Below are 12846 nucleotides of genomic sequence, written 5' to 3'. Positions count from 1 at the left end.
TCTACTTCCCGCCCTTTTGCGGCGCGGTCAACCGGCGCAGCGCGCCGCGGACGACCTCCGGGTCGGTCGTCTGCCAGAAATCCGGCAGCGATGCGCGGAGGAATTGGCCGTAGCGCTTCGTGGCCAGGCGACTGTCGAGCACCGAGACGACGCCGCGGTCGGTGGTGCTGCGCAGCAGGCGGCCGGTGCCCTGCGCCAGCAGGAGAGCGGCGTGTGTGGCGGAGACTTCCATGAACCCGGAGCGGCCGGCGGCGTCGGCGGCGTTGCTGCGCGCCTGCAGCAGCGGGTCGTCGGGCCGGGGGAAGGGGATTCGGTCGATGATCACCTGGGACAGAGAGCTACCCGGCACATCCACTCCCTGCCACAGAGTCAGTGTGCCGAAAAGGCAGGAATTCTCGTTGTTAGTGAACTCTTTGACCAGCGCACCGATCGAATCGTCGCCTTGGACATAGATGTCGAAGGGCAGGCGGGGGTGCAGTGCTTCGGCGGCTTCGACGGCCGCGCGTTTCGACGAGAACAGCCCCAGCGTCCTGCCACCGGCCGCGGTGATGAGTTCGGCCATCTCGTCGAGGGTCTCGCTGCGCAGCCCGTCGCGTCCGGGTGGCGGCAGGTGCCGTGCGATGTAGAGAATGCCGCTCTTTCGCGGGTCGAAGGGCGTGCCGGCGTCGAGGCTGTCCCAGGAACCGTCGGGCAGGCCCCAATTGGCCGCCATGGCGCGGAAATTACCGCCGACGGCGAGGGTGGCTGATGCCAAAACGACGGTCTGCTCGGTGAAGAGACGCTCGCGCAGAAGGGCGGCGACCGACAGTGGCGCGACAGCCACGGAATCGCCGTAGCGCTCCGAACGGGTCAGCCAGACCACGTCGAAGTGCTTAGTCGGATCCTCCTCGTCGAAGACTTCGAGGATGCGCACGAGTGAATCGTGCTGCTCCTGCAGATGGTTCTTCAGGTTCTCACGCTCGGCGAACGTCTCCGGATCATTCGTCGCCTCACCTTCGGGTACGCGCGCGATCGCTTCGCGAGTCCGCCACAGGGCGTCGCGGACAGCGGCAAACGAGGCGCGGGCAGGATCGGAAATCGTCTCCCAGCGGCCGGGGGTTTCCAGGTCGAGGACGGCGGAGAAGTCGTCGATAAGCTCTTCGAGCTTTTGCTGTTCGGTCTTCGCCTTCAGCTTCCCGGCGCGGCGCGCGGCGAGAGTGAGTGCGCGTGCGGAGAGCTCGTTGGTGGCCACGGATGTGACCCGGCCGTCGAGCTCGTGGGCCTCGTCGATGATGACAACGTCGTGCTCGGGGAGGATATTCACGTCCGACATGGCATCGATGGCGAGCAAAGCGTGGTTGGCGACCACGATGTCCACGTCCTGCGTGCGGCGGCGCGCGGCCTCGGCGAAGCATTCCTCGCCATGCGGGCAGCGCGTGGCGCCCAGGCACTCGTTCGCGGTGACGGAGACCTGGCGCCACGCCATATCCGGCACGCCCGGCTCGAGCTCGTCGCGGTCGCCCGTTTCCGTCTCGTCGGCCCATTCATGGACGCGCTTAATGTGCCCGCCGAGCCATGAGACCTCGTCGGTGTCCATGAGCGCTTCCGGCGCTTCCTGGTCGACGGTGAGCTTATTGAGGCACAGGTAGTTCGACCGGCCTTTCTGGATGGCGAAGGTCGGTGTGCGCGGCAGCAGCGGGTCGAGTGCCTCGACGAGCCGCGGCAGGTCGCGCTCCACGAGCTGGCGCTGCAGCGCGAGCGTCGCGGTGGAGACGATCACGGTGGTGTCAGTGGCCTGGGCGTGCCGGATTGCGGGCACCAGGTAGGCCAACGACTTGCCCGTGCCGGTGCCGGCCTGGACCGCGAGGTGCCGTTCGGACTCCACGGCATTCGACACTGCTTCCGCCATGGCCACCTGGCCAGGACGGCGGGCGCCGCCGAGGGCGTCCACCGCTGCGTCGAGAAGCTCTTCCGTCGACAACGAGAGCGGGCGGTCCGGATCCTTATCCTGCTCGTTGTCCTCTTGCGCGCCCGTCACTCTTCGGGGAAGCCGATAAAGCGTGTGCGCACAGCCGGTTCGTCGCGGGACAGGGACAGGCCCTCCCACGGCAACGTCTCGCGCTGCTTGGCCAGGTGCTCGCGGGAGGCATCCAGATCCTCTTGGCCGTCGACGATCTCGCCGTCGCGCATCAGCGGGATGACAAGCTCGCGGTAATCCAGCGTTGTCGGGTTCACCGGCGGGTTGGACTGCGGGTAGACGATCTCGTCCACCGCGACACCCGTGCCGCGGTAGGTCCGCACCGCGCCCTTCGCGCCGCCCTTCATCTGTTTGCCGGACGAGCGCTTCGCCACCGCGACGCCGTCGACTTCGACGAGCTTGTACACCATGCCCGCGGTCGGGGCGCCTGAGCCCGTGACCACGGATGTGCCCACACCGAAGCCGTCGACCGGGTCGCCGCGCAGACCGGCGATGGCGAATTCGTCGAGGTCGCTGGAAACGATGATCTTGGTGTTATAAGCGCCGAGGCCGTCGAGCTGCGCGCGCACACGCCGAGACATGATGCCCAGATCGCCCGAGTCAAGGCGCACGCCGCCGAGTTCCGTCCCCGCGACTTCAATCGCGTTGGCCACGCCCTGGGTGATGTCGTAGGTGTCCACCAGCAGCGTCGTGTCCACCCCCAGCGACTCGATTTGCGCCTTGAACGCCGCCTTCTCGTTCGGAGTGCCGTCCGGGTCGGTGTGCAGCAGGGTCCACGCGTGCGCCGCGGTGCCGGCGGCCGGGATGCCGTACCGCAGGCTGGCCTCCATATTGGAAGTGGAATCGAAGCCTGCGATGTACGCGGCGCGTGCCGAGGTCACGGCGGACTGCTCGTTGGTGCGGCGCGACCCCATCTCCATGATCGGGCGGCCGTCCGCCGCGGTGACCATGCGCGACGCCGCGGTCGCCACAGCGGAGTCCGAGTTCAGGATCGACAGAATCACCGTCTCCAGAATGCAGCACTCCGCGAACGTGCCGCGCACCGTCAGGATGGGGGAGTAGGGGAAGTACAGCTCGCCCTCGCGGTAGCCGTCGATCTGCCCGCTGAAGCGGTAATTGCGCAGGAAGTCCTTCGTCTCCTCGCTCAGGAAATCGGCGGTGGCGAGCTGCTCCTCGGTGAAACGGAATTTGCGCACTGCCTCGATCAAACGGCCCGTGCCGGCGACGACGCCGTAGCGGCGTTCGTGCTGCAGTTTGCGGGCGAAGACCTCGAACACGCACGGGCGCGAATGCGTCCCGTCCTTCATGGAGGCGTCGAGCATGGTCAGCTCGTACATGTCCGTCAAAAAGGCGGTGGAGGTCTGGTGGTCGCTGGACTGGATGTCCGACTCGGGCGTAGTCATGGGCACAACATTAGTCCGTGGGTGGACCACACGGCGCCCTAGTGCGTTCAGCGGGCACACGCACGCGTGACGACGGCCGCCCCGCGACGGGCAGCGGAAGTCTAGTACCCTTGGGCTTATGACTGGTGTCACACGCGAGATTCGGATGGGCTCCCCGATGGCTACGCCTGAGCTCGACGAGGACATCGACGTCGACGTCGATGTCGCCGAGAACCTGCCCTGGATGTGCATTGTGTGGGATGACCCGGTGAACCTGCAGAGCTACGTCACCTACGTCTTCCAGACCGTCCTGGGGTACGGGCGCAAGCGCGCCCAAGAGCTAATGATGCAGGTGCACACCGAAGGCAAAGCCGTCGTCTCCTCCGGCGAGAAGGACAAGGTCGAAGGCGACGTGAAGAAGCTACACACCGCTGGCCTGTGGGCCACGATGCAGCAGGCCGGCTAGCACCGCGGCCAATGCCGGTGAATTCAACCGGCAGTGACAGACAGCGACAGACATTGAAACTGGTTCGAGGGAGAGGCGAATAGATGCAGCCGTGGCGGCGGAAGAAAGGGCTCATGCGCACCCCGCGTTACAGCACCGTGTTCGACCCGATGGAGCGCGAAGTCATCGGCGACCTGACAGCCACGGTCTCTGAGGCGCTGATCCAGCGTGCCCAGTCGGCGCCGAAGGATGAGCTGGCCGCGATGATGGACATGCCGTCCGGCCACAGCGAGGCGCCGGAGGATCCTTCCCTGGCGCGCTTGTTGCCCGATTTCGAGCGCGAAGGCGACGAGGAATTCGACGGGGACAACTCGTTGCTGCGCAGCCTGCACGAGAACGACATCATCAAGGCGAAGTTGATGAACCTCCAGGTGATCAACGCTGCGCTGGGCCCCACCGGTGGCGTGGCCGTCACCGTCGAGGAAGAGGAAGCCCACCAGGTTATCGCCGCGCTCAACGACATGCGCCTCTACGTCGCCTCCGCCGACGCGAAGAATGAAGCGGCGGAGCAGGACCGCGACAATCTCGTCGAGTGGCTGGCGTTTTGCCAGGACTCCCTGCTGGAAGCCCTGATGGGTGAATAGCGTGCCCGCCACTCCCGCCGCTGTGCAGCCCGGACAATTCGACATCCCCGGCTTGCGAGTTGGTCACGTCTCGCTCGGTGACACCGGCGTGACAGCGCTCGTCGCTGCGGATAACGCGGGCATGACCGGCGCGGTCGACGTGCGCGGCGGTGGTCCCGGCACACGGGAGACCGACCTGCTCAATCCCCACAACACTGTCCAGCGCGTTCACGCCGTCGTCTTGTCCGGCGGATCCGCTTTCGGTTTGGGCGCGGCTGACGGGGCGATGCGCGAACTCGAGTCCCGCGGCCGCGGCTTCGCTGTCTTCGGCGAGGATCAGCCCGGCCCGCGCGTGCCGATCGTCCCCGCCGCAGTGATCTTCGACCTCATCATCGGCGACCCCGGCCACCGTCCGGGAGCCCAGGACGGAGCCGCTGCGGTGCAGGCTGCCCTCGACGACGGAGGTGCGCCCGAATCTGGCAGCGTCGGTGCCGGCTGCGGTGCGACGGCCGGCGTGCTGCGCGGGGGAGTGGGCACCGCGCAGACCACCGTCGCGGGCGAGAACGGCGCTGTGCACACGGTCGCAGCGCTTGTCGTTGCGAACCCGCTTGGCAGTGTGATCGACCCAGAGACCGGCAGGTTCTTCGGCGACCCCTCGCGTCCGCCGGTGGACCTCGAGCAGTTCAGTGCGCTGGAGCGGCCGGCACCGAAGCTCAACACCACTATCGGTGTAATCGCCACCGACTGCCCGCTGCCGCAGGCGCAGCTGGAGCGTCTCGCCATGACGGGGCACGACGGCATTGCCCGCGCGGTTCGCCCCTCGCATTCGCCGCTGGACGGCGACTCGCTCTTTGCCGTGTCTACTGCCAGTGCCGACGCCTACTCCGCAGTGAGCCCCGCGGATGCCGACCCCGATCTCTATTACACGCTGTGCGACGCGTCCGCCCGCTGCGTCGAGGCGGCCATCGTCGACGGCGTCGCTGCAGCATCGCCCGGTTACGACGTTGCGGCGTGGGGAGACATCGCCACAGCAGCACATTAAGCTGAACGGCACCATGAGCAATAACCCGTATTCCACGCCGCAGAACTCTTGGAACCAGCAGACGCACAACCCGTATGCGCAGTCCGCCCAAGCGCACCGCACGAACCAGCAGAGCCAGTCCGCTTCGTTCGGCCAGCCCGGCGGTTTCCGCACGCCTGCGCACCAGCGACCATCGCAGAACACGCGCCGTGCGCAAATGAAGCGTGGCTTGACCTATGCGGTGGGGTATGTGGTGCTCATCTGGGCCGTGCACATCATCAGCACGCTCATCTTCGGCGGCGCTTTAGTCTACTTCGGCATTCACCCGCTCGAGCTGTCGAGCCTGCCGTATATTTTCACGTCCCCGATCCTCCACGTGGACTTCAGCCACGTCTTGTCCAACACCGTGCCGGGCGCGATCTTCGCGTTCCTGATCGGCTGTTCTAGTCACCGCGTGTTCTGGGAGGTCACCGCGTTCGTGGTGCTGATCGGAGGCTTGGGCACATGGCTGTTCGGCGGGCCGGGCACCAACCACGTCGGTGCATCGATGCTGGTGTACGGCTGGTTGGCGTACCTGCTCGTCCGCGGCATCTTCAACCGCTCCGGCGCCCAGATCGCGCTGGGCGTGGTGCTGGGGCTCCTTTACTCCGGTCTGGTGTGGGGCGTGCTGCCTGTTGACGAGGGCATCAGCTGGCAAGCCCACCTTTTCGGCGCGATCGGCGGCATTGCCGCTGGCATGCTCATCACGTCCGACGACCCGCCGGCACTGCGCGCGAAGCGGGAAGCGAAAAAGGCTGAAAAGCTTCGCGCGGAGCGAACTGTCGGCGCCACCGCAGCGCAGCAGCAGCCCTATCCGCAGCCGGGCCCGCACACCCACCAGGGGACGCAGCCGGACCCGCACACCCCGCGCTTCCCAAGCAACCCTCCGCAGTCGGGGCCGTTTTACAATCCGCCGCGGGCGTAAAGCGGGGCAAAAAGCCTTCTAGCGGGGCACCGGTACGAACATGAACCGCCCGGTGCCCCGGTTCCTTTTGTCTTGAAGCTTCCCGCAAAAATAAGTCTGTGACCATCGCTTTCCAGGCAAGCTAAGCCGTTCCTTAATGACACGGATGTGATCTGATGCTAAGCCGTGCGTGGTGTCTAGTAAGTTTGCAGAATGTAGACGTGTCCCGTTATGGAACTCTTAAACCTTAAGTTAATCTAAGTTCCATGGAAAACATGGAGAAGCTCACCGCCGAGGAAGCGGATACCTGGGCACGCATGTGGTCGTGCAACATGCAGTTGCCGTGCGTCCTGGACGCGACGCTGAAGCGCGACGCTGACGTCACCTACTTCGAGTTCCAGGCGATGCTGAAGATCAGCGAGAACCCGAACGCGTCCCGCCGCATGACGGACTTGTCTGAAGCGACGGCTATGTCGCTGTCTCACCTCTCCCGGGTCATCACCCGTTTGGAGAAGAAGGGCTTCGTCGCCCGTATCCCGGACCCGAACGACGGCCGCGCCACGTTCGCGGCTCTGACTCCGGCCGGACAGCGCGCAGTGCAGGCGGGCCACCCGGGCTACATTGCTGAGTTGCGCCGCATTCTCTTCGACAATCTGACCGGCGACGAACTCGAGGTTTTCTCCACTGCGCTGACCCGCATCAACGCCGCGCTCGCGGGCGAGGCTGTTCCTGCGCCGCGCCAGCGCGCCGAGCTGCCCGCCGCCGGTGTCGCATAGCGTCTCTTTAGCAGGGTATGCGCCACGGTAGAATCCGTCACCGTGGTTGAGTTGAGCAGCGAACACAACAACGCCCCGATCGGCATTTTCGATTCAGGCTTCGGCGGCCTGACAGTCGCGCGTGCGGTCATGGACCAGCTGGGCAGTGAGTCCATCATGTACATCGGCGACGGCGCTAATGGGCCCTACGGCCCGAAACCGATCGCGGACGTCCGCCGTCACGCCACTGCTATCGCGGATGAACTGGTGGAGCGCGGCTGCAAAATGATCGTGATCGCGTGCAACACGGCCTCGGCCGCTTTCCTGCACGACGCGCGCGAACGTTACGACGTCCCGGTCATCGAGGTCATCCAGCCAGCGGTCCGCCGCGCGATCGCTACGACCCGCAACGGCAAGGTCGGCGTCATCGGCACGCAGGCCACGATCCGCTCGCACGCGTACCAAGACTTGTTTTCCATCGCGTCGGGCGTCGAGGTCACCGCTGCCGCCTGCCCGGCATTCGTCGAGTTCGTCGAGAGGGGAGTCACCTCGGGGCGCCAGATCCTCGGGGTGGCGCAGGGCTATCTGGAGCCGCTGCAGGCCGCGGGCGTCGATACGCTCGTGCTCGGCTGTACCCACTACCCGCTGTTGTCCGGCGTGATCCAGTTGGCGATAGGTGACGACGTCACGCTCGTGTCGTCCGCTGAGGAGACCGCGAAGGACGTGCTGCGCGTGCTCACGGAAAAGAACATGTTCGCCGACCCGGACCACGCGCCGACGCGGACATTCGAGACGACCGGCGACCCGGAGGCGTTCGACCGCCTCGCTGCTCGTTTCCTCGGTCCGCAGATGTCCGCTGTCGCGCACGACGCCCAGTAAGTGGCGTGAAACACCACACCCGACACGGCATCGAAAACCTCACTTTTGTTTAGATTTTCACCCGCGTTCGTGGCACAGTAAGGCCATGAAGTTGACAGTTCTCGGCTGCACGGGCTCGCTCGCGGCCCCGGGCAATCCCGGCTCGTCCTACCTGATCGATACGGAGGACGGGCAGCCCGGCATTCTGATGGACTTCGGCCCAGGCGCATTGGCCGCCCTGCAAGAGGTCGCGGACCCGTCGGATGCGCATCTGGTGTTCAGCCACTTGCACGCCGACCACTGTTCGGACACGACGTCGCTGATCATCTGGCGCCGTTTCCACCCGACGGCCCCAGCCCGCCGCCGCAACATTCTGGTCGGCCCGAGCTACGCGCCGGAGCACCTCGGTCGCCTCGGCGGCAACGGTCCAAACGACATCGACGATATTTCGGACACCTTCGACATCCGCGCGTGGAACGGTCGCCCGGTCGACATCGACGCGGTGACGGTCGCGCCGTATCCCGCGGTTCATCCGGCCGCAGAGTCACAGGCGCTCCGCATCGAGCACAAGGATTCGGGCAAGGTCATCGCGTTCTCCGGCGATTCCGCCTACACGCCCACGCTTATCGACGCCGCCCGCGACGCCGACCTCTTCCTCTGCGAAGCCGCGTGGGGGCCGGAAACGGACGAGAACACTCCGACAGGCATGCACATGTCCGGCCGGGACGCCGGCCGCATCGCCCGCGAAGCAGGCGTGAAAAAGCTCGTGCTCGTCCACATCCAGCCGTGGAGCGACAAGGAAGCGACCCGCCGTGCGGCCGCGGAGGAATTCGACGGCGAGATCGTCATTGGCAACGCGAAGGACGTCTACGAGGTCTAGTTGGCGCGGGCTGTAGGCTCGGTCCCATGACTGAAGCGAATACCCCGCAAGAACCTTTTGTCCGCGCGGACGGCCGCGTCCTCGACGAGATGCGCCCGGTGCGCATCACCCGCGGCTTCACCTCAAACCCGGCGGGCAGCGTGCTCGTCGAATTCGGCAACACCCGCGTCATGTGCACCGCCAGCGCGGAAGAGGGCGTGCCCCGCTTCAAGAAGGACTCCGGCGAGGGCTGGCTCACCGCCGAGTACGCCATGCTGCCGTCGGCGACTCATGAGCGCATGCCACGTGAGTCGATGAAGGGCAAGGTCAAGGGTCGTACCCACGAGATCTCACGCCTAGTGGGCCGCTCCTTGCGCGCCGCGGTGGATCTGAGCCAGCTCGGCGAGAACACGATCCAGCTCGACTGCGATGTGCTGCAGGCCGACGGCGGCACCCGCACCGCGTCGATCACCGGCGCCTATGTCGCGCTGGCTGACGCGATCGCGCACCTCAAGGAACGAGACCTTGTCCCCGGCGAGCCACTGCTTCCGCCTGTCGCCGCAGTCTCCGTTGGCATTGTCGACGGCCGCGTGAGCCTCGACCTGCCCTACGAGGAGGACTCGCGCGCGGAGGTCGACCTGAACGTGGTCATGAGCGAATCCGGCAATTTCGTTGAGGTGCAGGGCACCGGCGAGCACGGCCTCTTCGGCCGCGAGCAGCTCGACCTGATGCTCGACGCGGCGGAGAAGGGCTGTTCCGAGCTCATCGCCGCGCAGAAGGCGGCGCTGGGATGGTGAACGGCCCTTTGAAGGTACTTGTCGCCTCGGGCAATGCGAAGAAGCTGATAGAGCTCGAAACCGTTCTTAGTGAACTCGGAGTCGACGGCGTCGAACTCGTCTCTCTCGCAGACATTCCCGCATACCCGGAGCCGGTGGAAAACGGCCTCACATTCGCGGAGAACGCGTTGATCAAGGCCCGCGAGGGCGTAAAGCAGACCGGCCTGCCATGCGTGGCTGACGATTCCGGCCTCGCCGTCGCAGCCCTCAACGGCATGCCCGGCATCCTGTCTGCCCGCTGGTGCGGCCGTCACGGCGACGACGCCTCCAACAACGAGTTGCTGCTCGCCCAGACCAGCGACATCGGCGACCCGCACCGCGGCGCTGCCTTCGTGTCCTGCTGCGCCCTCGTGACTCCCGATGGAGCTGAATTCACCGCGGAGGGGCGCTGGGAAGGCTCCCTGTTGCGCGAACCGCGCGGGGAAGGCGGCTTCGGCTACGACCCGCTCTTCGCACCCGCCGATGCCCCGGGGCGTTCCGCCGCGGAGCTCACCCCGGAGGAGAAGAACACCCGCTCGCACCGCGGAAAAGCGCTGCGTGAACTGGCCCCCCGCATCGCTGAACTCGCGCAGTAGATTTCGGGGGTAGGGTCGGTGGGGCTGAACATAGACATCAATAAGTGTGTCGAAGGAGCCATTGATATGAATAAGAAACTCGTCCTCGCTGGAACCGCAGTGATGTCCGCCGGTCTGTTGACCGCCTGCGGCAACTCCCTCGACGGAACGTGGGAGGGGACCGGCCAGGACTCCGAGACGGGCGCTGCCGCCGGCAATGTCTCCCTGGAGATCGACGGCGGAGACTGCAACTGGTCGGTGACCGATACCTCGACCGGTGAGACGAAGACCGCGCGCTGCGAGGAGAGCGGCAACTCCATCAAGCTCGCCGATGTCGACACCGGCAAGGACCTGAAGTACGACATGGAGCAGACCGACGAGTCCCTCACCCTGACCCCGGACGGCGGCGACGCGAAGGACATCCTCGTCCTCACCCGCGTTTCCGAGTAGCCGCTGGGCTACTCGTAGCCGGTTCGGTGCGAGTAGTTGAGCGCACTATGCGATGTCCCCTATGCGATGTGAAAAGCCCAGGCCGCAGTCGACCGAATTTCAGCATCGCATAGGGGACTCGGCATAGGGGCTGGTTCGCCCCACCCCCTCCTTAGAGGTCGAATTCCTCCGTGACTTCCTTGCGGCGCCACGCCTCGACAAAGAAGGAGAGGAACGGCACGACACCGGCGATAGCGGTGACGATCCACTGGCTCGTTGACCAGCGGGCCTTCATGCCCAGGTTCAAAGTGGCCAGGAGGAACAGGGCGTACATCCAGCCGTGGAGGATGGCGACCCAGCTGAGCAGGCTGACATCCATGTCGAAGCCGTACTCCATGATCATGCGGGCGCACAGCAGAAGCAGCATGACACCCGTGATCCACGCGGCCACAGAGAACAGCCGCAGAGCCGTGCGAACGCGGCGCTGACGCTCCGGGTGGACGCGCGGTGTGCTTGAGGCCCCGGGGGCGCTCGTCGGCGCGGAGGTGTCGGTGGGATTGTCAGTCATGGTGTGTCCTACCTCTCTGATCCGTCCGGATCGGTCATGTCTGCCTCGGCGCCGCGCCGCGGGGCGAAACGGGCGTTGTACTCGTCGATGTCCATCGTGGGCCGGCTGGGCAGAAAGTCTTCGTCGATCTCCGTGACCACTTCGGGTTCGCCAAATGCGGCTTTGTCGGCCTCGTAGAGAGCCTGCATTTTGTCGCCGGAATTCTCGGCATCGATTTTCTCGTTCTCCATGCGCATGCCGGCGCGGTAGATGAAGACGAGGAAGGCACCGAAGAACGGCCATTGTAGCGCGTATCCCAGGTTCTGAAGCGAACCGGTGCCGGATTGGAAGCGTTCCCATTGCCATCGGGCGAGCAGTAGCGAGATGATGACGGCGGCGACGAGCAGCAGGACATGCCAGGCGCGGACCCGTAGGCGCTCCCGCTTGGGGGCCTCGGGCGCGGTGTCGGCGCCACTGGCCGTATCCCCGTGGTCGGGGTCTGTCGCTGCGTTGCTCACGCTCGGCATTCTAGCAAGCGGGGCAAATCCCCCGAAAGTTTGATTGGTGCGCCCGGTGAGACTTGAACTCACACGCCTTACGGCACTGGAACCTAAATCCAGCGCGTCTGCCAATTCCGCCACGGGCGCTCGAAGCGGTTCACAGTGTACCGTCTGCGCCCAGCGCAGAAAAACAAACCCTTGCTTGATATTCAGAGTCGTAGCCCCGACGCGCGCCGGGGCTAACGGCTGCCTAGAGGTCGAGGTCGCGCAGCAGGCGGCCGACGTGGCCGGTCGCCTTGACGTTGTACTGGGCGGACTCGATGGTGCCGTCAGTGCCGACGAGGAAGGTGGAGCGGATGACGCCCTGGACGATCTTGCCGTAATTCTTCTTCTCGCCGAAGGCACCGTAGGCCGTCATGACCTCTTTGGACTCGTCGCTGAGAAGCTCGATGGTCAGGTCGTGGTCGGAACGGAACTTAGCTAGCTTCTCCGGCGAGTCGGGGCTGATACCCACGACGGAGACGGAGGCGTCCTCGAAATCGGAGAGGTTCTCGGTGAAGTCGCATGCCTCGGTCGTGCACCCGGGAGTGTTGGCCTTCGGGTAGAAGTACACGATGACGCGCTTGCCGGCGTAGTCGGACAGCGAGACCGTGTCGCCTTTGTCGTTGGGCAGGGAGAATGCGGGGGCTGTGTCGCCTTCAGTCAGACGTGTTGCTTCAGTCATGTACGCCACTGTAGCGACATCAAGTACTGTGGGAGCGAGACAAAAGCTTTATCGGCTTCGTTGACGTTCAATCAGTTCGATCTGGGAGTAAAAAGTGGCACGAGACATTAACGACATTCAGCGCGACATCGAGCGCACCCGCGGCAACCTCGCCGCCACCATCGACGAGCTGGCGGACCGCACCCGCCCGGAGAACTTGGTGAATGATGCGAAGAAGCAGGCCACCGCGAAGCTGCAGGACGACAACGTGCAGAAGATTCTCGCAGGTGTCGGCGTCGCCATTGCCGCGCTCATCGTGATCAGCACCGCGAACAAGCGCAAGAAGAAGAAGGATCTGAAGGAGCTGCAGCGTCTGCTGTCGCAGCGCTAAACAGCCCGCCGATACGCGCGCCGTTCTCTGGAGAAGGGGAGCG

15 protein-coding genes, 1 tRNA gene and 1 pseudogene are annotated in these 12846 nt (G+C 65.3%); 11 read left to right on the top strand and 6 right to left on the bottom strand.

From position 1 onward, the window contains the following. Window position 1: 1 nt before the first annotated feature. Window positions 2-2017, bottom strand: a complete 2016-nt coding sequence (locus CAPP_RS09225; protein ID WP_076599893.1) for an ATP-dependent DNA helicase — start codon at window positions 2015-2017, stop codon at window positions 2-4. Beyond that, window positions 2014-3360, bottom strand: a complete 1347-nt coding sequence (locus CAPP_RS09220; RefSeq protein WP_076599894.1) for a nicotinate phosphoribosyltransferase — start codon at window positions 3358-3360, stop codon at window positions 2014-2016. The genes CAPP_RS09225 and CAPP_RS09220 overlap by 4 nt, the downstream gene beginning before the upstream one ends. 118 nt (window positions 3361-3478) lie before the next feature. Here CAPP_RS09220 and clpS point away from each other — a divergent pair, with 118 nt between their 5' ends. The 10 genes and pseudogenes from clpS to CAPP_RS09170 all read left to right on the top strand — a co-directional run bounded on the left by clpS (window position 3479) and on the right by CAPP_RS09170 (window position 10683). Further along, window positions 3479-3805, top strand: a complete 327-nt coding sequence (gene clpS / locus CAPP_RS09215; RefSeq protein WP_234958999.1) for an ATP-dependent Clp protease adapter ClpS — start codon at window positions 3479-3481, stop codon at window positions 3803-3805. Between the two features lie 83 nt (window positions 3806-3888). Next, complete coding sequence (locus CAPP_RS09210; RefSeq protein WP_076599895.1) at window positions 3889-4428, top strand: DUF2017 domain-containing protein; 540 nt, start codon at window positions 3889-3891, stop codon at window positions 4426-4428. A gap of 1 nt (window position 4429) precedes the next feature. Next, the gene (locus CAPP_RS09205) at window positions 4430-5449 is read left to right on the top strand and encodes a P1 family peptidase (protein ID WP_234959000.1); all 1020 of its coding nucleotides are present in this window, start codon (window positions 4430-4432) and stop codon (window positions 5447-5449) included. Between the two features lie 196 nt (window positions 5450-5645). Beyond that, a pseudogene (locus CAPP_RS09200) lies at window positions 5646-6230 on the top strand (rhomboid family intramembrane serine protease); the annotation flags it as partial. Between the two features lie 407 nt (window positions 6231-6637). After that, window positions 6638-7147 carry a MarR family winged helix-turn-helix transcriptional regulator gene (locus tag CAPP_RS09195; protein WP_076599896.1) on the top strand — a complete coding sequence of 170 codons (510 nt, stop codon included), beginning with the start codon at window positions 6638-6640 and terminating at the stop codon, window positions 7145-7147. A gap of 42 nt (window positions 7148-7189) precedes the next feature. After that, on the top strand, window positions 7190-8005 hold the full coding sequence (gene murI, locus CAPP_RS09190) for a glutamate racemase (RefSeq protein ID WP_076599897.1): 816 nt from the start codon (window positions 7190-7192) through the stop codon (window positions 8003-8005). A gap of 85 nt (window positions 8006-8090) precedes the next feature. Continuing rightward, window positions 8091-8864 (top strand): MBL fold metallo-hydrolase, encoded by a 774-nt coding sequence (locus tag CAPP_RS09185; protein ID WP_076599898.1) that lies wholly within the window; start codon window positions 8091-8093, stop codon window positions 8862-8864. A 26-nt stretch (window positions 8865-8890) separates the two neighbouring features. Further along, on the top strand, window positions 8891-9640 hold the full coding sequence (gene rph / locus CAPP_RS09180) for a ribonuclease PH (RefSeq protein ID WP_076599899.1): 750 nt from the start codon (window positions 8891-8893) through the stop codon (window positions 9638-9640). A gap of 8 nt (window positions 9641-9648) precedes the next feature. Next, window positions 9649-10254: an RdgB/HAM1 family non-canonical purine NTP pyrophosphatase gene (rdgB, locus tag CAPP_RS09175; RefSeq protein ID WP_076599920.1), complete on the top strand. Its 606-nt coding sequence runs from the start codon at window positions 9649-9651 to the stop codon at window positions 10252-10254. A 66-nt stretch (window positions 10255-10320) separates the two neighbouring features. Next, complete coding sequence (locus CAPP_RS09170; protein ID WP_084560750.1) at window positions 10321-10683, top strand: hypothetical protein; 363 nt, start codon at window positions 10321-10323, stop codon at window positions 10681-10683. A 151-nt stretch (window positions 10684-10834) separates the two neighbouring features. On the opposite strand, the gene CAPP_RS09165 is transcribed toward CAPP_RS09170, so the two are convergent. The 4 genes from CAPP_RS09165 to bcp form a co-directional block, all read right to left on the bottom strand. Then, on the bottom strand, window positions 10835-11230 hold the full coding sequence (locus CAPP_RS09165; RefSeq protein ID WP_076599900.1) for a DUF3817 domain-containing protein: 396 nt from the start codon (window positions 11228-11230) through the stop codon (window positions 10835-10837). Between the two features lie 8 nt (window positions 11231-11238). Next, the gene (locus CAPP_RS09160) at window positions 11239-11727 is read right to left on the bottom strand and encodes a hypothetical protein (RefSeq protein ID WP_234959002.1); all 489 of its coding nucleotides are present in this window, start codon (window positions 11725-11727) and stop codon (window positions 11239-11241) included. 44 nt (window positions 11728-11771) lie between these two features. After that, window positions 11772-11856 (bottom strand) — tRNA-Leu (locus CAPP_RS09155). A gap of 103 nt (window positions 11857-11959) precedes the next feature. Further along, on the bottom strand, window positions 11960-12433 hold the full coding sequence (gene bcp / locus CAPP_RS09150) for a thioredoxin-dependent thiol peroxidase (protein WP_076599901.1): 474 nt from the start codon (window positions 12431-12433) through the stop codon (window positions 11960-11962). A gap of 94 nt (window positions 12434-12527) precedes the next feature. Between bcp and CAPP_RS09145 the strand changes: the two genes are divergently transcribed. After that, the gene (locus CAPP_RS09145; RefSeq protein ID WP_076599902.1) at window positions 12528-12803 is read left to right on the top strand and encodes a DUF3618 domain-containing protein; all 276 of its coding nucleotides are present in this window, start codon (window positions 12528-12530) and stop codon (window positions 12801-12803) included. Window positions 12804-12846 lie beyond the last annotated feature (43 nt).

It is taken from the genome of Corynebacterium appendicis CIP 107643, from assembly GCF_030408415.1.
GTDB lineage: Bacteria > Actinomycetota > Actinomycetes > Mycobacteriales > Mycobacteriaceae > Corynebacterium > Corynebacterium appendicis.
Note: the sequence above shows the minus strand (reverse complement) of the source record. Positions and strands in the feature narration are given on the sequence as shown.